Origin of the sequence: Paraflavisolibacter caeni, from assembly GCF_025628885.1 — a bacterium.
Classification (GTDB): Bacteria; Bacteroidota; Bacteroidia; order Chitinophagales; family Chitinophagaceae; genus Flavisolibacter; species Flavisolibacter caeni.
Map to the genome: position 1 here is coordinate 1 of NZ_JAOTIF010000011.1, position 23,174 is coordinate 23,174.

Genomic DNA, 23,174 nt, shown 5'->3' on the forward strand with positions numbered 1-23,174 from the left:
CCGAACAGAGAAGTTAAGCCCCCCATGGCCGATGGTACTGCACCCAAATGCGGGAGAGTAGGTAGCCGCCATTCTTATTGCAACAGGCCTGTTCCCAGCGAACAGGCCTTTGTATTTATACCCCTCCCCAAATGCTCCCCAACCCTGCCGGAGTATGATCCGCTTTAATGATCTCTCAACAAGTTTTTTATACCCTAGTTAATAAACTATTAATATATCCTGGATCTCAACACCTAAGGAAATTAAATGGTATTAATTCTGAAGTGTTTAAAATTACAGATAGATTAAATCTTCTAGTAATTGTTTCATTAAGAATCATAAGTAGACGATACACTTAACTCGCATGAAAAGTTTTACCGTCATGTATTAAATAAAAAAGGCACCTTATAAGGTGCCTTAATAAAGTATATCAAACTTAACTAGTTACGCTAAAGTGGTTACTCTCTTTGTTAATTTGCTTTTCAAATTACCTGCTTTATTTTTATGAATAACACCTCGCTTAGCAAGTTTATCAATCATAGAAATAACTTCAGGCATTTTATCGCTAGCAGCAGCTTTATCTGTCAACGCTTTTAAATCTCTAATTGCGTTACGTGTGGTTTTACCATAATAACGGTTACGTTCGCGGCGCTTTGCAGACTGACGCACATCTTTCTTTGTTGCCTTATGATTAGCCATGTATTCTTGAATTTGGTCGGCAAAAGTATGCATTTTATTTTAAAATAACTAAATTGCTTTGTGTATTTTTTATAAAAAATTGCAAAGGATTTAATACTTGTTTAAAATGCATTGTGATTATAATTATGTGTTTGCTTTTGCTTTTAAGACTAATATTTGTTTCGATTATAGACTAATAAGTTGATAAATATTTTTGATTAGGCTGATTTTCTTCTTAATCTTTATTTTATTTGTTGGTTTTTTAAAAATAAAATAAATGAACCGCTGATTAAAATCATGTTTATAATATTTTAGACGATATTTGCATCCCAATTTTTAATGTGTAAACTCTCCTTTCAATGAAGGATTTTTCCTACATCACCCATTCGCATCCGGCTTTTATTGAAAATCTGTATAATGATTTCCTTCAAAATCCGGAAAGTATCGATCCAGAGTATAGAAAATTTTTTGAAGGTTTTGATTTCGCAATTTCTAATGCACAAAATGGCAAAGTAAGTGAAACTGTAGTTTCTGAACCATCTGTTGATTCTAGCCAATTAAACAAAGAATTTGCTGTTTATAACCTGATTCAAGCTTACAGAAAGAAAGGTCATCTTATTGCAAAGACAAATCCTATTAGAGAACGTAAGGATAGAGGTGCTCATCTTGAGCTCAAATATTTTGGCCTAACTGAAGGTGATTTGCAACAATCTTTTGCTGCTGGGCAGTTTATAGGTTTAGGAATAGCAACGCTACAGCAAATCTTAGATAGATTACAGCAGATATACTCTAAGCATATTGGAGTAGAATACCAGTATATTACTAAGCCAAATCGTCTTGAATGGCTTGAAAAGGAAATTGAAACGACAATGCAACAGCCATTGTCAATAAGTTCAAAGCGCCGTGTTCTGGATAAATTAAATCAAGGAGTCATTTTTGAAAAGTTCCTCCATACTAAATATATTGGTCAAAAGCGCTTTTCTTTAGAAGGTGGTGAAACAACGATTGCAGCTTTAGATGCAATTATAAATACTGCTGCTGAAAATAATGTGCAGGAAGTTGTTATAGGAATGGCACATAGAGGTCGTCTTAATGTTTTAGCCAATACGCTGGGTAAAACGTATGAACAAATATTCAGTGAGTTTGAAGGTACTGCTATTCCAGATCAAACAATGGGAAGCGGTGATGTGAAATATCATATGGGTTACAGTAGTGATGTAACAGCTAGCAATGGTAACCAGATTCACCTTAAATTGATGCCCAATCCTTCACACCTTGAAGCTGTCGATCCTCTTGTTCTTGGCTTTTCCAGGGCAAAAGCCGATGTAATATATGGTTCTGAGTTCGATTCTGTATTGCCTATTCTTATACATGGTGATGCCTCTATTGCTGGGCAAGGAATAATCTATGAAATATTGCAGATGAGTGGATTGAAGGGATATTTTACTGGCGGCACCATTCATTTCATTATCAATAATCAGATTGGTTTTACTACAGACTTTGACGATGCGAGAAGTGCTGATTATAGTACATCTGTAGCAGCTATGGTTCAAGCACCTGTTCTTCACGTGAATGGTGATGATCCAGAAGCTGTAATTCGCTGTGTCGAGATTGCAACACGCTACCGCCAGGAATTCAACTCCGACATTTTTGTTGACATGGTATGTTATCGTCGCCATGGTCATAATGAAGGAGATGATCCAAAGTTTACGCAGCCTGCTCTATATGCTTTAATTGATAAGCATGCAAATCCTCGAGAAACCTATGTACAATACCTCCTTAAAAATGGAGAGTCTGAAGCTCAGGAACTTGCTAAGGAGATGGAGAAAAAGTTCTGGAGTGATTTACAGGAACGTCTGGATGAAGTAAAACAAAATCCTTTACCTTATAATTATCAGCAGCCAGAATTATGGTGGCGAAGTCTGCGTAAAGCTACAGTTGAAGACTTTGATCAATCGCCAGCAACAGCTATTAGTGAAGATCAATTTGGAAAATTATTTAATCATTTAATGCAATGGCCTGAAGGTTTTAAACCATTGCGTAAAGTGGAAAAGCTGTTACAGGATAAGGTGAAGTTATTCGAAACAGAGCAGAAAGTTGATTGGGCTACGGGTGAACTTTTAGCATATGCAAGTTTGCTTGTAGATGGCAAGGATGTACGTATGAGCGGACAAGACGTTAAGCGTGGTACATTTTCTCATCGTCATGCTGTGATTTATGATGAAACTAATAACAAAGAATATAACCGTCTAAATAACATACAAGAACAGCAAGGTCAGTTTAGAATTTATAATTCTCTGTTAAGTGAATATGCAGTTCTTGGATTTGAATATGGTTATGCTTTGGCAAATCCCAATGCACTGGTTTTATGGGAAGCTCAGTTCGGGGACTTTGCTAATGGCGCTCAAATTATAATAGATCAATTTATTTCGTCTGCTGAAACAAAATGGCAACGGATGAATGGCTTGGTGATGCTGCTCCCTCACGGTTATGAAGGTCAAGGACCAGAGCACTCTAGCGCTCGTTTGGAACGTTTCCTGCAATTATGTGCAGAGTTGAATATAGTAGTGACAAATATTACTACTGCAGCTAACCTCTTTCATGCATTACGCCGTCAGTTGACTTGGCCATTCAGAAAGCCGATGGTGAACTTTTCACCTAAAGCTAATCTGCGTTTAACCAATACTTATTCTCATATCAGTCAGTTTACTGAAGGTGGCTTCAAGGAAGTAATCGATGATACTTTTGTTCAGAATGCTGAGCAAGTGAGGAAAGTTTTGTTCTGTAGTGGTAAAGTTTATTATGACCTGGCAGAAAGGCAACAAAAAGAAAATCATACAGATGTAGCGATTATTCGAATAGAGCAACTATACCCATTGCCTCATAAGCAACTGGATGCCCTGTATCAGAAATATAGCAATGCTACTTGGTTCTGGGTTCAGGAAGAGCCCCTGAATATGGGCGCAGCTGCATTTTTGCAAATGCATTTAAAAGGCATTAATTACGGAATTATCAGTCGCCAGCCAAGTGCTGCTACTGCAACTGGTTATTCAAAAGTACATGCACAGGAACAAGCTGAGATAGTAGAAACAGCCTTTTCTGTATAGTATAAATGCTGTTTAAGCTGAATATGGCAGGTGAGAAGCAAATCTTTAGATTTATGCTATGGCAGCTAATGAATAGAATTACTAATGCTGGAAACATAAATAATAAATCAGAAATAAGTTTTTATGATCGATATTAAAGTTCCTACAGTAGGAGAGTCTATCAATGAAGTGACTCTGGTTAAATGGCTAAAGAAAGATGGTGACTATGTGCAGAGAGATGAAGTAATTGCTGAACTTGAAAGTGAAAAAGCAACTTTCGAGGTTAATGCAGAACAGGCGGGTATTTTGAAGGTTGTAGGAAAAGAAGGTGATACACTGAACATTGGTGATGTCGTAGCACAAATTGATGAAACTGCAGCAAAGCCCATAGGAGATCAACAGCCCCAGGTACAACCAGCTGCTTCGGAAGCTGCTCCTAAACAGGATGCAAAGGCTCAGGCCCAACCCGCGCCAGCTCCAACGGCGCCCGCTTTACAAGGCGATATTAAAGCTACGCCTGTTGCATCGGCAATTATTGCAGATAAAAAAGTAGATCCCAAAACTATTCAGCCTAGTGGTTACAATGGTAAAATTCTGAAGGATGATGTATTACTGGCATTAAGCCACCCAGGTTTAAAGCCAGGAGTGCAGCCTTATGGGCGTGAAGAGCGTCGCGACAAAATGAGTCCATTGCGCCGTACGGTCTCTCGTCGCTTAGTAGAAGCAAAGAATACAACGGCTATGCTCACTACTTTTAATGAAGTAGATATGAGTCGAATCATGGCGATTCGTGCTGCCAACAAAGACAAGTTCAAGGAGACTCATGGAGTTAACCTTGGTTTTATGAGCTTTTTTACCAAAGCTTGCTGTATTGCTTTACAGGAGTGGCCTTCAGTAAATGCTTATATTGATGGCGATTCAATAGTCTCCCATGATTACTGCGATATTTCTATTGCTGTATCAGCTCCAAAAGGTTTAGTCGTGCCAGTAATCCGTAATGCAGAAAGCATGAGCATGGCTGAAATAGAAAAGAAAGTTGTTGAACTGGCAGGAAAGGCTAGAGATAATAAGCTGAGCATGGAGGAAATGCAGGGTGGAACATTTACTATAACCAATGGCGGTGTATTCGGATCATTGATGTCAACACCTATCATTAATATTCCTCAGTCGGCTATTTTGGGGATGCATAAAATTCAGGAACGTCCAATGGTAGTCAATGGTGAAATTGTGGTACGTCCGATGATGTATTTAGCACTGAGTTATGATCACAGAATTATCGATGGCCGCGAATCCGTAAGTTTCTTAGTGCGTGTAAAAGAGTTGCTAGAGAACCCTGAAATGTTATTAGTTGGTAAAGATCCAATGAAAGCATTATTACAGCTCTAATCATCAAAATAAATAGAATAAATGACTAAAGCGATTGTAGTTTTACAATCGCTTTTTTGTTTCAACATGTTTGCGCAATCTTATCTTCATTCTGCAGTTCAAATTATAAAGGAATATAACGGAGAGGAACCTTTAGCTTCTTTCCTTAAAAAGTATTTTAATACGCATAAAAAATTTGGCTCTAGAGACCGAAAAAATATCACACATCTGTGTTACTGTTATTTCCGCTTAGGAAAGGTTTTGGTAAGTTTAGAAATAGGAGAAAGAGTACTTGCAGCATTATATTTATGTAATCAGGTTAGTAATCCCATTTTAGCTTTGGTAAAACCTCAATGGAATGATTCCGTATCCATGGCTAAGAAAGAGAAACTTACAATCATTCAGCAGGACCTACCATTTGATGTAGCAGATATCTTTCCTTTTCAAGTAGATCTTTCACCTGAAATTGATTACTTACCTTTCGCTTCTTCATTTCTAGAACAACCAGATACATATCTCCGCATAAGACCAGGCAAGGTTTCTTTAGTTCAAAACAAATTAAAAAAGGCTGAAATTCCTTACTCAATCATCTCTAATTATTGCTTGGCTGTTTCACCGTCGACTAAACTAGAAGCCCACTTGCAAATTAATAATGATGTAGTGGTGCAGGATGTCAATTCGCAAAAAGTATTGGTACCTTTAGTAGAATATATAAAAGATACCAATAAAAGTATAAAAGCTTGGGATTGCTGCGCAGCAAGTGGGGGAAAGTCCATTCTTCTAAAAGATACTTTTCCTAACAGTCTGATTACAGTATCTGACATAAGGGAGTCCATTATTTTTAACCTGCGTAAACGTTTCAAGGAAGCTGGTATTTCTAATTTCCATTGGTTTGTGGCGGATGTCGCTAATCCACAATTCACTCATAATAAGTTGTACGATCTTGTTATTTGCGATGCTCCATGCAGTGGATCCGGAACATGGGGTAGGACACCAGAACAGCTCTATTTCTTTACAGAGGATAAGATTAATCATTATGCTTCTTTACAAAAAAAGATTGTATTGAATGCAAGTCAATATCTAAAGAAAGGTGGACTGTTTTTATATATTACTTGTTCTGTCTTCAAAGAAGAAAATGAAGGTGTTGTAGAATTTATCCAACAGAAGAGTTCGTTACAGATTGTAAGTAAACATTATTTTGCTGGTTATCAACAAAAAGCTGACACTCTTTTTGCTGCTTTATTTGTTAAGCAGGCTTAAATAGGATCAAAATAAAAGTAATAATTACCTTTCTCTTCCTTGTCCAAATTTCACAAGTAGTCCAACGCCAACAAGTGATTTAACTTGTAAGGCTGGTGACGTTCCATTGTCTCCAAATAGTCTGGTATCATCGTCATAAATAAAGTCTAAGTTCCAACTGGCAGAGAGCACATTACTTAGCTTTACTGAAAAAATATTGGAAAAGAATAAGTCAACATTTTGAGGATTGTGCCTGTAATTAGAGAATATATCAAGCCGACCTTTATAGGTCAGAACTTTGTTTATATCTTTTAGATAGTTCGCTGTTAAAAATGCACCTAGTTCAAATTTACTGTGTTCACCTGGATCTACGCCATAAAATCCTTTGGCTGAAATGCTATCATTTTTTACAATTACCCAGCGAGCAGTAACTGGCGATATAAATATTGATAAATCTGAGTTAGGTCTATAATCAAACCCCGGACTAATTAAAATGTTAGCTGGTGATAAAAATGCAGAAGCAAAAGTTTTTACATTAGTAGAATAGGTATAGCCCTTAAAAAACTGAGTACGGAAATTAAATAGACCAGACAAATTCCATTTTGATGAAATCGCATAACCATATTTGGAAACAATATCAAAACGGTCATCATTCTTTCTGCTACCGAGGCTTGTCGTGCGTAAAAAACCAAAATTGAAATCGAGTGTATTATCCCAACTATGCCTGTCCTTTTGATAAAAAGCAAACAAGCTTAGTATAGATGTTATTGTAAGGCTAAACTCGTCACCACCAGCAGCCCAATTGCGCAATGAACCTTGTGCCAGGTTAAGGTTATATAAACCTCCTATTCTCCATATTTTCGGAAGTGTATCCTTAGGGTCTTTTTGTATGACTCTGCCTGATTCAGCTTGAAGTTTTTTGACTGTTGTATCCTGTGCTACTGCCATGTAACTAACCAACAGTAGGAAAAAAAATACATTCTTTTTCATGCTGAAGTTTTATCGAAGTTACTCGATAAAACATGGTTGTTGGTCAATTTATTTAAAAGATTTATAATCAGTGTGATTTTAATGTCTTAGTTCACTTTGCAATAATTAACTCCTTCGTCTCCAATAAATCATTGTCCTTATATACACTAACAAAGTATTTGCCGTTGGCAAGCTGGGGGGCATCTATTATATAATTAAAGGAGCCTTCAGGTTTGGTTTCCTTGCGTGTAAAAACAGTTTGTCCGGCAGCGTTAAATACTACTATTTTTAAATTGCTTATTGCTTCATCAAATGCAGTTTGAACAGTGAACTTTCCTGGTGTAGGATTGGGAAAAACATTGATTTGGTTTAGGACGTCACATGATGTTTGTACGTTCACTGAAACCGTATCAAGGTAAACTGCTAATAATGAACTGGAGGTTGTGTCTATTATTTGGTGGATACGGTAAAAGATCGGGCCAGAATCAATTCTAGTTAGTATATCTGTCAATTCGTAGTTTCGAGTAGACAAGACCGTACCTGTGCCAGAAAACTCAGCGATTATTTTAAACGTAGAATCGTTTAAAGTTTTACGCTCTATCGCGTATTTCATGGCTGATACATCTTTACTTTTCCATTTGATGGTGGTTCGGCAGTTGTTGAATGATGCGGTGGCTGTAGCAAATTGTTTGAGCAGGATAGCTACGGCTTTCTTAACATCGGGAACGCCATAGCCTATTCTATCATCCGGGTTTGAGGCCATGCTTCCAGATTGACGTAAAGCATTAATAATAGTCATGTTGTTATACTCCTGGAATCCCTGCCACAGGCATGTTGCCAATCCTGCTATAATTGGGCAGGCGAATGAAGTGCCATTTCCTGTGCCTAAAGTATTATTGGGCAATTGAACCCATGTGCCGGCCCCCACTGCCACCACATCCGGCTTTATCTGCCCGTCAGAGGAGGGACCATAGCTTGAAAATACAGCCGGTTGTTCATTTGTTGTCACTGCACCAACAGCCAGAACGCTGTCTCCATCAGCCGGCGTAGAAAGATATTTCCAACGATCATTTCCTTCATTACCAATTGCATTTACTACAAGTATTCCTTTTCGTGCAGCTAGATCAGCTCCACGAGCTGCAATGGTGATATTTCCATTCATATCAGCGTAGGTGTGATTTAACTGCGGATTGTCGAACTGGAAATAGCCTAATGAAGAAGAAATTACATCTCCTCCTGCGCTATCAATTTTTTCAGCGCCACAAACCCAATCATGCTCTTCAATTGGGAATTCGGTAATAGAATTCTCTGTTCGATATAAATAAAAATTCGCTTTAGGTGCAGTTCCTACAAAATAGCCGGGAATATTTCCTGCAATAATTGAAAGGCATTCCATTCCATGTTCATGATCATCTTCAACAGTAGCATTATTTGTTACAAAGTCCCAGGTTCCTAATACCTGGTTATTTGCGTTAATGCTGTCAAATGCATTTAGTAAAGTATAATTCTGAAAACCAGCATCCAACATACCTATGATCATTCCATGGCCGCGTAGACCGATATTATGAAGGAATTCACCATTATGAATATGAACTTGGTTATATGCTCTTCCGTAATCAAAATAATTGTAAGTGATTTTTGACTCTTTTAATGGTTTTAATCGGTTTCTTTTAGAGGATTTTTTTCCTAAAAGAGCAATTCCTGTATCATGGTTTTGTAATAAGCGACTTGCTATTAAAGATGAGGAAGCTACGAATGGAAATAAGGAGATCCTGTTTAGTGCAGAAATATTTGGTATCTGAATAGATACCTGGTTCAGCCATTTGGATGCATTTAAAATTGTTATCCCTTGTACTGATCGAAGGCTATCAATATATGCAGGAGATATTGGTAAGTCTGTGCTATCAAGAGCAATTGCATACCGTTTGCGACGGTCTATGGCTCGCTGAGAAAGAAATGCTGAAGGATTGGAAAGTGTAAATCTCGAATTGTCTTTATTAGTAAATCGAACGAGATACTTTTGGCCGCTGGCCAAATTTGCTGATAAAAAAAATATCAGCAATAATCCAAACTTCAGAACGTGCATTTTTAATTAATTATGTTCTAAAATTTCTCGTCTCACGCTAATGCCAACTTTATAGGTAGTTGAATCAACATAGCTCGGATTACTAGTCCATAAAATAAATTCAGAATAAATCAGGCCAAGATTTTTTGCATATTTATCAACAACATAACCTCTGCTACCATTGGGTAGATCTGATAATACGGTATCCAATCTTCTACCTAGTGAGTCTCTGCTACCAAAAACCCAGGAATTATTTTCATATTCATAACTTCTAGTCTTCTTGGCTGGAACAATTATTTTGTTTAGTGATAAAGGTTTATTGGTTCGATTATAGACTGTTAAATTTAAATAGGGATTTGATGGGGGAATTGCAGTGACAATTACGGTATCTGTCGGGGACCCGGTTATCAGAGCTGCACTCACATTTGCAGGAATGATTGCTTTATTATTTGTGACCACTATGGTGTCAGGGACATTTTCTTCATTAATTCGTTCAACTGATATTACATTATTATAAGTTCCACTGTTTAAGGAAATGGTTTCATCTGTTTTTTTGATTGTAAAGTCCCAATTATTAATACTAGAAAAGTCGATTGAGCTATATAAATCTGATGGAAGGTAGCTGTTACCTTTCCATGAATACCCTTCCTTGATCGGAACAGCTAAATTGATTATTCTTTGATTACTTTCTACAACTTCTATTTTATCATTTAGTGGAGTAATATAGTATGTCCCATTCTGTGTCCAGCCTTTTTGACCCGCCAAATCACGTATGTAACGGTACACTCTATAGCTTGTTCTCCCCAGATTATCTGTTACAATGCCCTGGATAAGATGTTTCTCTTGGTAGGAGTGGACTTCTTCACCTCTACCTAATTGAATAAAAACAGTAGAATCCAATCTATATGTAATATACTTCCCTATTTCTAAAGGTAAATATGCTTTTAATACTTCAGGATTAACATCCCTGTCATCAAAAATTTCTTTTTCTTCAGTACAGCTAAATAGTAGAATAGAAAAAATAAGAGCAATGCAGGCAGGGATTAATTTCATAAAGTTTGCAGTGTTATAGTTGCATAAAAATAATCAATTAAACAAATAAGTGCCAGTAAGGAAATTCCTTACTGGCACTTAAACATAGATTATAATGATCGGGAATAGTTTAATTATTTTCCTTACTTCCTTTGGATAATGCCTCCACCAATTACATCATCACCCTCATAGAAGACCGCACTTTGTCCAGGAGCAATACCTTTGGCTTTTTCGTAAAACCGCACAACTACATCACGACCTTCCGGAATTAATAGTGATGAGCTGCCTTTGTCTTTATATCTAATTTTAGTTATAGCTTCTCTTTCTTCTCCCAAACCATCATATTTGATCCAGTTAATTTTACTAACACGCATGTCTTCCTTTTCCAGGTCTGCTTCATCACCTAATACAACCGTATTGGTTTCAGGGTCAATATGTGTAACAAAAGCTGGTTTACCTAAGGCAATATCCAGTCCTTTTCGTTGTCCAATGGTATAAAAGGGATAGCCTTTGTGTTTACCTAATATCTTACCAGCCTTATCTACGAAATTGCCTCCGGCCACTTTTTCTTCCAGGCCCTCTACCTTACGTTTCAAAAATCCTCTGTAATCATTATCAGGAACAAAGCATATTTCATAACTCTCACTTTTTTTAGCCAGTTCCGGATATCCAAAGTCATGTGCCATTTGCCGGATTTCTGTCTTGCGGTATGTACCTAATGGAAGTAAAGTACGGCTAAGCAGGTCTTGTTCAAGCCCCCAAAGCACATAACTCTGGTCTTTTAGTTCATCTGTACCTTTTCGTATAAAAAAGCGACCGTTATCGTGTTGATGAACAGTGGCATAATGGCCTGTAGCTATAAAATCGCAGCCCAATGCATCTGCTCTTTTTAATAAAGCGCGCCATTTAATATGGGTATTGCACAAAACACAGGGATTGGGAGTACGTCCGGCCATGTATTCTTCTACAAAATTTTCTACTACGAAAGAGCCGAATTCGTCCCTAATGTCTAAGATATAATGGGGGAAGCCATGTTCTACAGCCGCCATGCGTGCATCGTTGAAAGAATCAAGGTTACAACAACCTGTTTCTTTCTTTCCGCCGCCACTGGCTGAATAATCCCATGTTTTCATGGTAATACCTACTACTTCATAGCCTTGCTCATGAAGCATTAATGCTGTAACGGTACTATCAATACCGCCACTCATGGCCACTAAAACTTTACCTTTTCTGCTCATAATAAGGGGGCAAAGATACAAATAGAAGGTGGGGTGCAGGAAAAGGGATTGAATTTTAGCAAATAGATAAAGCTCCGAAGAGTATAAAGTTGATCTATGTGCTTTTTCTGGGATATATCTATACGGCCAGAGTCTTCGCTTCAACTAAAATATTGGAAGGGAATTTCAAATGAAATATTGCTCCCACATTGGGTTGTGCTTCTGCATAAATTTCACCAAAGTGGTTTTGAATAATCTTTTTGCATAATGCCAAGCCAATTCCATTTCCATCATAAGAATGTTTATCATTCAGCCTTTGGAAAAGCTGGAAAACCCGGTCAGCATATTTCTGTTCAAATCCAATACCGTTATCCCTGACTAAAAATTCGATTGTTGAAGGGAGTCTCCCATTCTCATCTGGTACAAACTGTTTAGCTGAAATAGTGATCTTTGGCGGTACATTCGGATTAGAAAACTTTAGTGAATTATTGATGAGGTTATAGAACAACCTGCTCATCTGAGATGGAATGGCCTTGATATTCGGTAAGACATCACAAATTACCTGTGCCCCTTTCTGCTGGATCATCAATTCTAAATCGGAAAGTACATTTTCAATAATTAAATTAAGGTCAATCTCCTCAAACATTTCATCAAGCCTACTTTGCCGGCTATAGGACAATAAGTCATTGATAATACCCGACATTCGTTCTGTTGATTTAAGGATCTTTGATAAATAGTTTTTGCCAGCTTCATTCAGTTCATCAAAGTTTCTTTCAACCAGCATTCCTGCAAATGTTTGGATCTTCCTTAACGGCTCCTGTAGATCGTGACTGGCCGCATAGGCAAATTGCTCCAGTTCTTCATTATATCGAAGTAATTGTTGATTAACTTGTTTAAGCTCTAATGTTCGTAATTCCACTTCCTTTTCTAATGCTTCGGCCATCATTTTATTATCACTAACATCAATACAAGAGCCTATGAAGCCAATAAAGGTCCCGTCTGGTGAAAAGCGAGGTCTTCCGGAATCAATAACCCAGCGGTAAACTCCATCGTGTCGCTTCAAGCGGTACTCCATCTTAAATTCCCCCTTATTTTCGAATGCTTCTGTATAAGTATCTATACAAAGATCAAAATCATCAGGATGGACATTTTTAACCCAATTAAACCCTTTTTCTTGTGCGAGTGTGCGGCCTGTAAAATCCAGCCAACCTTTATTGAAGAAATTGTATCCCATGTCTGTGCCTGACATCCAGATCATAACCGGGGCTGAGTCTGCAATTTTATTGAATCTTTCTTCACTTTCCCGAAGCGCCTGTTCGGCCCACTTCAGGCTAGTAACATCTACCAGCATATTTACAGCTTCTACTACTTTGCCCGAACTGTCCAGGATTGGTTTTGGGTTAGCCAAAACATTTAATTTAACACCGTCGGGTCTTTCAACAATTATTTCCGCCAGGTTGATGGGCTTGCCTTCTTTTAAAGCAAATGCCATTGGACATTTATCTAAAGGAACCGGATTTCCTTGTAAATCGAAAATCTTCCAGGAACCGCACCAAAGATCTTTGCCTATTTCTGGCCGGCGGCCCCACAAGGCAGCTGCAGCCTCATTATACATAAGGATTCGGCCTTCCGCATCGCAGGTATATAATGCAGCAGGCAGTCCATTAACAAGTTGAAAATACCGTTCTTCATTTGACCTCAAAGCATATAATAGTTTTTCATCAGCAGATTTTTTTGTAGCGATCTGATTTTGATCGAATTCAAGGTTATTTGCTATTTTTTGTAAACGTTCTTTTAGGAATGCAACAATCCCCTTGACCTGACCTGCATCACCTAAGTCAGGTTTGAATGAGCCTTCCATTAGATGCTTTGTGCCATTTTTGAAAAGTAATTCTGTTTCAAAATCAATTACTACTCCAGCTAAAGCCTTATCTATAAAGTCCTTGATTCGCACAAATGTTTTATAATCCAGTATTTCTTTCAATTGTTTTCCTCTGGCCTGTTCTTTTGTAAAGCCAGACCAGATTTCAAATGAGGTATTTAAATATTTAATATGATATTCATTATCAACATAAAATACAATGGAAGGAAGGGTATCCAAAATGGAAGATAATTGGACGGATTGATCTTCAATTTGTGGTACAAATAGGTTGGGATAGGTATTCGGCATAAATGATTTATATAACTGCAATCAAATCACAATTATTAAGCCACTGCAGCTAAAAAGAATTTTGTTCTCATTTAGTATATTATATACAAGATTTCAATCTAATTGTATAGGGAATTAGATTAATGCGCAGTATGATTTAGGGGAAAAACTGGCCCAACAGTATGTTTTTCCTGCAAAATGCTGATAATCTTGTGTAATTGGGAAAAATACGCAACAGTTTTGTGTTTTTGACAGGTAATTTCACTGGGCGCCTAATTGCCAAAAAAATACGGAAGAGCATAAAGGGAGGGGGCAAAACTTGGAAGGTGGGGGTTGGTTTTGTACCTTTAGGCTCAACTCCATTGCCTCCGTTCAGGGCTTTTTAGGGCGTTCTGCCTGTAGGTTGTTTTCCCCTTATTTATGAGCATTTGCTCAATTCAGATCGAAGCATAGTCGAAAGATGGTCGAAGGATAGTCGAAGGATGATCGAAGGATGGTCGAGGTAGCATAGACTTTGGTACGCTTAAAGTATAGCTAAAGTACGCCTATGGTACGGCTTAGGTAGGGAGTTGGTACGGAGTAAGTATGCTTCAGCTATACTGAAGGTAGGGAGTAGAGGGGTGATTGGGGGATCAAGGATGAATTCTGTTTGCGAGAAGGAATCATCTATTTTGAAGCGATTTTAATTCGTTTGATACTACAATTAATTGCAGAAAATTACTGATTGAATTTACCAGACAACAGGATATTTGAATACCTAAATACAATGCATGTAAAAGGGACAACTGTTTGATTATTAATATACTTGTGTCTTCTTTTAGAATTTAATAAAAAGTGGATAAATAGATGGGGGAAACGCTTGCATGAACCAAAATAAATGATGTATCTTGTATCCCTAATTTGAGTACTATGATCAAAATGCAAGTTATTGGAAATTTAGGCAAGGACTGTGTTGTTAACACAGTTAACGGTAAAAATGTAATCAATTTTACCATTGCCCACACTGAGAAATTCAAAGACAGTCAAGGCAATAGCCAGGAAAGAACTACCTGGGTTGATTGTGCCTACTGGACAGACAGAACGTCCCTTTCACCTTACTTAACCAGGGGAAAACAAGTATTTGTTGAAGGCACACCTGAAGTAAGAAGCTTTACGCGTCAGGATGGGACAAGTGGTGCTTCTCTTTCATTAAGAGTTAGAGAAGTTCAATTATTGGGTGGAAAAGAAGGTGCAACGCCTGCAGTTCCTGGATCTTATGCACAAAGCCAAGCGCCTGCAACGGGTCGAAATACTGGTGGAGGCGTGCCTAGCGATATCGGAGAAGCTGTGGATGATCTGCCTTTTTAAAATAAATTATTTCATCTTTCAAGCCCCCGGAATCCGGGGGCTTTTTATTTCAAGGCGGGTACAGAGAAGGGAAGGGCTGATTACATTCGAGGAGCGCAGTTCATGATTTTTTGAAATGTTCATCACTAATTCGGAATACTAACACCTGGTAGTGATTATGAAACAGGGGGATATGAATTGAATCTGACGGAGGATCTGTTCAGATAATTTCCTTTCAGACTGTTCTGTTTCTTTACTTTGCACCATGCAAGAACAATTCTTTCCTTACCAAATACTTTCAGAGTTTACAAAAGATATATTCAGGAAATTAGGGCTTCCTGAGCAGGACATTGACCTCGCTACCAAAGTTTTATTGTCTGCAGATGTGAGAGGTATTGATTCTCATGGCATTGCGCGTTTGAGTGGGTATGCCCGGCTTATTGAAGCGGGTAGAGCTAACCCGGAACCTAAAGTGAAAGTTGTATATGAAACTCCTTCTACAGCAACTATAGACGGTGATCGCGGATTGGGGCTTGTAGTAGCTCCATTTGCTATGCAGGTAGCCATTGAAAAAGCCAAGAATGTTGGAACAGGCTGGGTGAGTGTGAAGAATAGTAATCACTATGGCATTGCTGCCTATCATGCCATGATGGCTTTAGAGCATGATATGATCGGTATTTCTATGACGAATGCAAGCGCTCTTGTTGCACCAACGTTTTCTATGGAACGTATGTTGGGTACAAATCCCATATGTGTAGTAGTTCCGGCTGGCGAAGAGCCTCCTTTTGTGGCTGATATGGCGACCACCACTGCAGCAAATGGCAAGCTAGAGATTTTGCAGCGTAAAAATATGCCTACTCCTGCAGGTTGGGTTCAGGATAAAGAAGGAAATTCTGTTACAGATGCTCATGCTTTGAAACAAGGAGGAGCACTCTTGCCTTTGGGTAGTGACCGTGAGCGCAGCAGTCATAAAGGCTATGCGTTGGGTTCTATAGTAGATATTTTTTCAGCAGTTTTAAGTGGAGCCAATTATGGGCCATGGGTGCCGCCATTTCCTGCTTATGTGCCCATGCCTCAGAACATGCCTGGTGAAGGTATCGGTCACTTCTTTGGAGCTATGCGTATTGATGGATTCCGTCCTGCTGATGAATTCAAACAGCATATGGATAACTGGATCAAGCGATTCAAGGGTGCAAAGCCTGTAAATCCTGATCAGCCTGTGTTGATACCAGGGGATGTGGAAAGGGAAATGGAAGCAGAAAGAATGACACTGGGTATTCCGTTGCATGCGGCTGTGATCAATGATTTGAAAGGACTGGCAGATAAACTAGGCGTTCTTTCAATTTTTTAATATAAGTTGAGGACATATGGAGAAAAAGTCAATATTTAATATTTTCTGACTCTCTTTGCTTAATTCCTGTCTTAATTCTCTTTCTTTGCACTCATTTAATTATTAACCTTAAATAAGAATTCCCCTATAGGGGACAGGGGTATGAAAGTAATGAAATTTGGCGGCACCAGTGTAGGCTTGCCGCATCGCATGCATGAAGTAGCAAAACTCATCACAACTGATGACGAGTCTAAAATTGTTGTTTTAAGTGCAGTTTCCGGCACAACCAATGCATTAGTGGAAATTGGTAATCTTTTGTCGAAGGGGGACCGCGAAACAGCCAAGCAAAAGATTGATGCACTGGAAGCCAAATACAAGCAGTTCATTACTGAATTAGTTATTGCGGAAGATGCTCTTGACAAGGCTGAGACAATATTAAATGAGCATTTTGAATTTCTCAACATCATCCTTAAGATATCTTATAGTGAGGCGTTAAATAAGGATATTCTGGCTCAAGGTGAGTTGATCTCTACCAAATTATTCAGTGTTTACCTGGAAGAGCAAGGCATTGCACATGTTTTATTACCAGCTTTGAACTTTATGAGCATTGATGAGAATGACGAGCCACAAGTAAGTGTGATCAGCCATAAGTTATCTTCAATATTAGCCCAGCATGGTAATCATAAGTTATTCATTACGCAAGGTTATATATGCCGCAATGCCCGTGGCGAAGTAGACAATTTAAAGCGTGGGGGTAGCGATTACAGTGCTTCATTGATTGCTGCGGCAATTAACGCTTCTGTTTGTGAGATTTGGACAGATATCAGTGGCATGCATAACAATGATCCTAGGGTAGTGAATAAAACTATTCCTATTGAGCAGTTGAGTTTCGATGAAGCTGCAGAATTGGCTTATTTTGGAGCGAAGATCCTGCACCCAGCTTCAATATGGCCTGCGCAACAATATAAAATCCCGGTGAAGTTGTTGAACACCATGGAGCCGCATGCAAAAGGAACTACTATTACATCTGAAGCTGCTTCAAAAGGAGTAAAAGCTGTGGCTGCAAAAGATGGTATAACTGCTGTAAAAATCAAGAGTAGCCGCATGTTGCTGGCTTATGGCTTTTTACGTAAGGTGTTTGAAATCTTTGAGAAATATCGTACTTCTATCGACATGATTACCACGTCTGAAGTTGCTGTTTCCCTGACAATTGATAACGACAGCGCCCTGACTCTAATTAAGAAAGAGTTAGAGGCATTGGGAACAGTTGAAGTGGATAATAATCAAACCATTGTTTCCATTGTAGGAAATGAAATTGCAGCAACAGCTGAAACCCTGCAAAAGGTATTTAACAGCCTGAATGGTAGTGATGTGCGCATGGTTTCTTATGGTGGTAGTGCTCATAATATCTCGATCCTGGTGCCTGCTGCCCAAAAAACCCAGGTGCTGCAGCAACTGAATAGCGGTGTATTTGGTTTGTAATTCATTGTGAGTAGTATAAATAAAATAAAAGCCTCTTTCCCGAGGCTTTTATTTTATTTATACTAAGAATGATTTGAATGAAGGGCAAATATTTTCTTATAACATGTTTACGTTATACATTAATGAGACAAGGCCAGAGGAATAGGTTTTTGTTTCTGTAAGGGTAAGTTGAATTCTTCCTTTAATATTGCTGAATAATGGCTTACCACTACCTAAGATAATCGGATGCACTGCAAGCCAAACTACATCAACAAGTCCAAGATTCATTAATGAAGTGGTTAATGAGGCCCCTCCAAATAACCATATGTCCTTGCCCGGACTATTCTTTATTTTCAATACTTCATTTTCAATATCACCCCTGACAAGTGTCTTGCCCTCAGGGACTGTATCTATAGTTCTTGAAAAGATATATTCTTTCATTTTGGGAAAGCCGAGATCAAAATCTTCTTTGCCCAATGACATTTCGTAGGTTTTTCGTCCTGCAAATATGGTGTCAATGCGGTGGAGAAACTCCTGCATTCCATAGTCCTGGTCGGTCAGGCACCAGTCGTATTCGCCGTTAGGACCTTCTATAAAGCCGTCGAGGCTAACGGCGACGCCTAAGATTATTTTGCGCATGGTCGGGAGATATTCCGTTTAATAATAGATAAAAGCTTTTATTAATTGAGCGTTTGATATTGACAAATTTATGAGTTCAGTTGATAGGGGCTGTTTTAATATAAAGCCCCTCTGGAAACAGAAGGGCTGTACACCAAACCTGATGATACAGAGAGTCATCAAGCTATTTTAAAGATGTTAGGTTAATTATTGCCATTGCTTTTTCTTACTACTCAGGTATCTGTCGAGCAACATCAATCCCAGGATGATATTGGCCATCATAAATAGGTTCACAAAAGTGTTGTTGAACATCCGGCTATAATCGACTTGTGTAAAGTCAATACCGGCGTGCTTGCTGGCGTTGCCTGCGGACCAGTTTACCTGGCTAAAGCCGTATATTAAAAAACCAACAATAACTGTGATGAAGAAGGCTGCAATGCCCCTGATGATGTATTTATTAATGTACTCCTTAGTTGCCGGGGCAATTTGTATTTTGCTAATTTCCTCCATTACATTTTTGGTAAAACGCATGGATGGCTGTTCCAACTCTGTAGCATGCAGCAATTGGTTCAACTCTACTAACTCATTGTATTTAGCTCGCCACACTGCATTTTCTCTAATTAGTTGCTCAATGAAGCTTTTCTCTTCACTCAATCCGTCGATGTAAGCCCAGATGCGGGCTTCCATTTCCTCATCATGTGAAAACTCATTATTTATTGTGGTACTCATTTGGTTCTCTTTTAAATAGTTGAACTTATGATCACTAATGGTTAATTAATTTAAATCTCTTACTTCTGCACTGAAATGCTTTTGCATTTTGTCTTTCAGTCTTGTTCTCGCTCTATGCAACTGCACCTTAACTGCATTCACCTCCTTTCCCAAAGTTTGTGCAATTTCCTCCAATGTTTGTTCGCCTTTATAGAAAAGCGTGATCACCTGTGCGTCTTCAGGGCTAAGCAGTTTAATGGCTTCATTGACCATATTGACTTTAGACTTTTGCTCTACCTGGTTGGCGCTCATGCCGCCATCAATGTTATCCGCAACGACAAATACTTTTTCATTGTCCAAAGAATGTACTTCCAATTTCTTCTTACGTAAAAAAGTAATGCAGGTAGTGGTTGTAATAGTATAAAGCCAGGTGCTAAACTTAGCGGTTCCCTTAAAATCAGCCAGTGAACGATAGGCTTTAATAAATACATCCTGTGCTACTTCCTCTGCATCCTCACGACTCTTTACATACCTTAAAACAATAGTAAAAACATAGTTTTGATAACGCTCTACCAACGTCGCATAGGCTTGCTGGCCGCCTTTTAATACCTGCTGAATTATGTCTGTATCAGATGGTGTGGTGTACATTCTAATTATTATGACGTGGTAGTGAGCGCACAGGTTACAGGCACAGGGTGCAATTTACGGGAAAAGGGAATGGAGGGAATGAGGAATGGGTTGATGAGTTTTGGGGAATTTGATAGCTTAGCTGTAACATGATTGTTTGAGGTTTAGTCATATATTCTGAAAACCAGTTCTTTAAAAAAAGTTTTCAAAATCTGTAACCTGGGTCCAATAGCTATAGTCAGATATTGAAACAAGCAAACAATCATTTAAAACAATAAAAATTTATTACAATGGGCGACGCAGCAGGTGTTTTAGTTCCAATTTTAGTTCCCTTAGGCGCATTTGCTATGGTTTTTGGCATTATTTATTTAAAAACCAGGGAAAATATGGCCATGATAGAAAAAGGGATGAATCCCAAACAATATGCAAACAGTCCGGCTCCTTACCGTAGCTTAAAGACAGGGCTGTTGTTTTTAGGTGCAGGTATTGGTTTATTAGTGGCCTATTTTATTGATAAAAACATGGGCGGTTATGATAATGAAGCTATTTACTTTTCATTGATCGCCATAGGCGGCGGGCTTGGCTTGATTGCTTCTTATGCGGTAGAGAAAAAAGAAACTTTGAGGCGGAGGACTGAGTTTGAAAGAAGAGAGGATTATGAGAGAGTGAGTTGAATGACGAGTGGAAGGATTTACAAATAAGCCCTGATAATTGAATATCAGGGCTTATTTGTTGTTTGGGTTTGATAATTATTTGGATAAGACTTCTTTTGCTTTGAGGATCATATCGTCATTGGTTCCTAAGACCTGGTAAAATCCTTGCGTTCGCCATTTGAACCGGGCCAGATATGCTTTCATCCGGTTTTGGATGTCTTTTTTATCATCTTCAGGAATTTTCTTCAGATAAATACTGTCTTTTGCGGCATATGCTACAAGTTGCTCCCAAGCATCATTAACATTCTGGTATTTAACTGCAAATTCAGCAGGAGTACGGTACTTCTGCCATTCACTCATGTTTTTGATATAGTATTGGTAAACAAAGTTGCTGAATCGGCCATCCAGGTAAAGCCTGGTTACTCCACGCGTATATAAGCTGGTATCAACCGGAACAAAATAATCCGGAACAATACCACCACCACCGAAAACAACTTTTCCTCCATTTGTTTTGAAAGAATCCTTTTTAGAAAAATGCATTGAATCGGCGTACATCAATTCTCCATCTTCATAACGATGATAGAGCTCTTCCATATACACTTTCTTGCCTTTTTCGTAAGGCCGCTGAATGCTTCTTCCAGAAGGAGTGTAATAACGTGCTACAGTAAGCCTGATTGCAGAGCCATCGCTTAAAACATATTGTTCCTGTACAAGGCCCTTTCCAAATGTTCTTCTTCCTACAATGGTAGCCCTATCCCAGTCCTGAAGAGCGCCTGATAAAACTTCGCTGGCACTGGCGGAAAGCTCATCAACGAGTACAACCAATTTACCTTTCTCAAAAATACCTTCTTTTTTTGCCCTGTATTCCTGTCTTTCGGAGTTGGTGCCCTTGGTAAAAACGATCAGTTTATTATCATCCAGGAATTCATCGGCTATATTTACAGCCTGGCTCATCAAACCGCCACCATTACCACGGAGGTCCAGTATCAGGCTGGTCATTTTTTTAGCCTTTAGCTGGGTCATAGCATCCATAAACTCCTGGTAAGTAGTTTCAGAGAATTTGTTGAGTTTGATAAATCCTGTACTTCCGTCTATCATGTAAGCTGCATCTATAGAAGGGATAGGAATCGTTCCTCGAGTAACGAAAACGTCCTGCAGTTTGTTATTACGCAGGATGGTGAGTTTTACTTTTGAGCCAGCCTTACCGCGGATCATGCGTTTAATATCGGCGCTGGGCAAGGTTTTGCTTACAATGGAGGAATCGTCCACTTTTAAAATCCTATCGCCAATCTGCAGTTTGGCCTTATCGCCGGGGCCATTAGGAATGACAAAAAGGATGTGAACTGTATCTGAAAAGATATTGAATTCGACACCTATACCCTGGAAGTTACCAACAATATCTTCATTGGCTTCACTGAGGTCGTTAGCAGGTATATAAACTGAGTGGGGATCGAGGTGCTCCATCATGTTCTGAAGGGCCCCATCCTGTAACGAATCAAGACTAACCGAGTCTACATAGCGGTTTCGAACCAGGTCTAGTGCTTCCTGTAGGGATGTTCTTTTGTCTTTCTTAAAAAAGCCGCGTGCACTGCCTGTTTGCTGGTGGAGTTTAAAGCCGAAGAACATGCCTGAGATCATGATCAAGGAAAAAATCAACGGCAACCACACCTGCAATTTTTTATTTCTCATTTTTTACTCGTCCTATTTTATATTTAGCTTGCAAAATAGGAGGTTTTAAAAATATTTGTGAAAACTTCCCTGTTTTTCAACAATACTTTAAGTCTTATGCACCCATTGACACTCATAGCCGATAGTGGATCAACTAAAGCCGAATGGTGTTTGATTCAGCCAGGTCGTAAAAAGAATATTGTGACCCAGGGTCTTAGTCCCTACTTTTTAAATACCGAGGAAATTGTGGAGGTGCTCAGGAATGAGCTGGCTCCCAAATTAAAGAACATTGTGGTTGAAGAGATTTTTTTTTATGGAACAGGTTGCGCCAGCCCTATTAATGCAAAGAGCATGAAAACGGCACTTCAGAAAGTTTTCCCAGAAGCTGATGTTGAGGTTCAGACTGATCTTATGGCGGCGGCCCGGGCCAGTTGTGGAACAGAAAAGGGACTTGCCTGTATACTTGGAACCGGCTCGAACTCCTGTTATTATAATGGAAAGAAAATAGTTAATAACAGTCCGGGATTGGGTTATGTTTTAGGAGATGAAGGAAGTGGGGCATATCTTGGTAAAAAAGTGTTGCAATATTACCTGTATGACACTTTTGATGAAGATTTGCGTGCCAGGTTTGATGCGCAATATGTGACCAATCATGTTGAAATTCTTGAAAATGTATATAAAAAGCCATTTCCCAACCGTTATTTAGCAGGGTTTGCCTTATTCCTTGCTGAAAACCGAGGGCACTATATGGTAGAAAACATTTTGGAAGATGGTCTGAATGACTTTTTTTTCCAACACCTGCTTCGATACCGTGAAGTTTGGAAGTATCCTTTAAACTTTGTAGGCAGTGTTGCTTACGGATTTAAAGATGTTTTGCAGGATTTGTGCAGTTCCTATGAATTTGAAATGGGCACAGTATTGAAAAACCCTATGGAGGGGTTGGTGAAATACCATGTTGGGAATTTGAAAAAGGAGAGAGGATGAGCCATTTGAAATGGTGAATT

The 23,174-nt window shown here is 38.8% G+C and carries 18 protein-coding genes; 8 read left to right on the forward strand and 10 right to left on the reverse strand.

Translation table 11 applies throughout. The features are described from left to right. Positions 1–423 precede the first annotated feature (423 nt). Positions 424–678, reverse strand: coding sequence for a 30S ribosomal protein S20 (rpsT, locus tag OCK74_RS14010; RefSeq protein WP_279297674.1), 255 nt, complete (start codon positions 676–678; stop codon positions 424–426). A 338-nt stretch (positions 679–1,016) separates the two neighbouring features. On the opposite strand from rpsT, the gene OCK74_RS14015 reads away from it, so the two are divergent. The 3 genes from OCK74_RS14015 to OCK74_RS14025 all read left to right on the forward strand — a co-directional run bounded on the left by OCK74_RS14015 (position 1,017) and on the right by OCK74_RS14025 (position 6,368). Then, entirely contained in the window at positions 1,017–3,764 is a 2,748-nt protein-coding gene (locus OCK74_RS14015; RefSeq protein WP_279297675.1) for a 2-oxoglutarate dehydrogenase E1 component, read from the forward strand. A gap of 123 nt (positions 3,765–3,887) precedes the next feature. After that, positions 3,888–5,129: a 2-oxoglutarate dehydrogenase complex dihydrolipoyllysine-residue succinyltransferase gene (odhB, locus tag OCK74_RS14020; RefSeq protein ID WP_279297676.1), complete on the forward strand. Its 1,242-nt coding sequence runs from the start codon at positions 3,888–3,890 to the stop codon at positions 5,127–5,129. A 21-nt stretch (positions 5,130–5,150) separates the two neighbouring features. Further along, positions 5,151–6,368 (forward strand): RsmB/NOP family class I SAM-dependent RNA methyltransferase, encoded by a 1,218-nt coding sequence (locus OCK74_RS14025; RefSeq protein ID WP_279297677.1) that lies wholly within the window; start codon positions 5,151–5,153, stop codon positions 6,366–6,368. A 24-nt stretch (positions 6,369–6,392) separates the two neighbouring features. On the opposite strand, the gene OCK74_RS14030 is transcribed toward OCK74_RS14025, so the two are convergent. The 5 genes from OCK74_RS14030 to OCK74_RS14050 form a co-directional block, all read right to left on the reverse strand. Beyond that, positions 6,393–7,337 carry a DUF3078 domain-containing protein gene (locus tag OCK74_RS14030; protein WP_279297678.1) on the reverse strand — a complete coding sequence of 315 codons (945 nt, stop codon included), beginning with the start codon at positions 7,335–7,337 and terminating at the stop codon, positions 6,393–6,395. Positions 7,338–7,428: 91 nt separating this feature from the next. Beyond that, positions 7,429–9,402 carry a S8 family serine peptidase gene (locus OCK74_RS14035; RefSeq protein ID WP_279297679.1) on the reverse strand — a complete coding sequence of 658 codons (1,974 nt, stop codon included), beginning with the start codon at positions 9,400–9,402 and terminating at the stop codon, positions 7,429–7,431. A 6-nt stretch (positions 9,403–9,408) separates the two neighbouring features. After that, entirely contained in the window at positions 9,409–10,434 is a 1,026-nt protein-coding gene (locus OCK74_RS14040) for a hypothetical protein (RefSeq protein WP_279297680.1), read from the reverse strand. A gap of 122 nt (positions 10,435–10,556) precedes the next feature. Next, entirely contained in the window at positions 10,557–11,651 is a 1,095-nt protein-coding gene (gene mnmA, locus OCK74_RS14045) for a tRNA 2-thiouridine(34) synthase MnmA (RefSeq protein WP_279297681.1), read from the reverse strand. A gap of 118 nt (positions 11,652–11,769) precedes the next feature. Further along, positions 11,770–13,800, reverse strand: coding sequence for a PAS domain-containing sensor histidine kinase (locus OCK74_RS14050; protein ID WP_279297682.1), 2,031 nt, complete (start codon positions 13,798–13,800; stop codon positions 11,770–11,772). 888 nt (positions 13,801–14,688) lie between these two features. Between OCK74_RS14050 and OCK74_RS14055 the strand changes: the two genes are divergently transcribed. From OCK74_RS14055 to OCK74_RS14065, 3 genes are all read left to right on the forward strand, one after another. Then, a complete protein-coding gene (locus tag OCK74_RS14055; RefSeq protein ID WP_279297683.1) occupies positions 14,689–15,126 on the forward strand; it encodes a single-stranded DNA-binding protein in 438 nt (145 codons plus the stop codon). A 244-nt stretch (positions 15,127–15,370) separates the two neighbouring features. After that, positions 15,371–16,456: an Ldh family oxidoreductase gene (locus OCK74_RS14060; RefSeq protein ID WP_279297684.1), complete on the forward strand. Its 1,086-nt coding sequence runs from the start codon at positions 15,371–15,373 to the stop codon at positions 16,454–16,456. A gap of 141 nt (positions 16,457–16,597) precedes the next feature. Next, on the forward strand, positions 16,598–17,917 hold the full coding sequence (locus OCK74_RS14065) for an aspartate kinase (protein WP_279297685.1): 1,320 nt from the start codon (positions 16,598–16,600) through the stop codon (positions 17,915–17,917). A 96-nt stretch (positions 17,918–18,013) separates the two neighbouring features. On the opposite strand, the gene OCK74_RS14070 is transcribed toward OCK74_RS14065, so the two are convergent. The 3 genes from OCK74_RS14070 to OCK74_RS14080 form a co-directional block, all read right to left on the reverse strand. Next, positions 18,014–18,535, reverse strand: coding sequence for a dihydrofolate reductase family protein (locus OCK74_RS14070; RefSeq protein WP_279297686.1), 522 nt, complete (start codon positions 18,533–18,535; stop codon positions 18,014–18,016). A gap of 186 nt (positions 18,536–18,721) precedes the next feature. Further along, positions 18,722–19,243 (reverse strand): anti-sigma factor family protein, encoded by a 522-nt coding sequence (locus tag OCK74_RS14075; protein WP_279297687.1) that lies wholly within the window; start codon positions 19,241–19,243, stop codon positions 18,722–18,724. Positions 19,244–19,288: 45 nt separating this feature from the next. Further along, positions 19,289–19,870: an RNA polymerase sigma factor gene (locus OCK74_RS14080; protein WP_279297688.1), complete on the reverse strand. Its 582-nt coding sequence runs from the start codon at positions 19,868–19,870 to the stop codon at positions 19,289–19,291. A gap of 269 nt (positions 19,871–20,139) precedes the next feature. Here OCK74_RS14080 and OCK74_RS14085 point away from each other — a divergent pair, with 269 nt between their 5' ends. Continuing rightward, positions 20,140–20,523, forward strand: a complete 384-nt coding sequence (locus tag OCK74_RS14085; RefSeq protein ID WP_279297689.1) for a DUF6249 domain-containing protein — start codon at positions 20,140–20,142, stop codon at positions 20,521–20,523. A gap of 75 nt (positions 20,524–20,598) precedes the next feature. Here the strand turns inward: OCK74_RS14085 and OCK74_RS14090 are convergent, their stop codons facing one another. Further along, positions 20,599–22,191: a S41 family peptidase gene (locus OCK74_RS14090; RefSeq protein ID WP_279297690.1), complete on the reverse strand. Its 1,593-nt coding sequence runs from the start codon at positions 22,189–22,191 to the stop codon at positions 20,599–20,601. 57 nt (positions 22,192–22,248) lie between these two features. On the opposite strand from OCK74_RS14090, the gene OCK74_RS14095 reads away from it, so the two are divergent. Continuing rightward, a complete protein-coding gene (locus tag OCK74_RS14095) occupies positions 22,249–23,154 on the forward strand; it encodes an N-acetylglucosamine kinase (RefSeq protein ID WP_279297691.1) in 906 nt (301 codons plus the stop codon). Positions 23,155–23,174 lie beyond the last annotated feature (20 nt).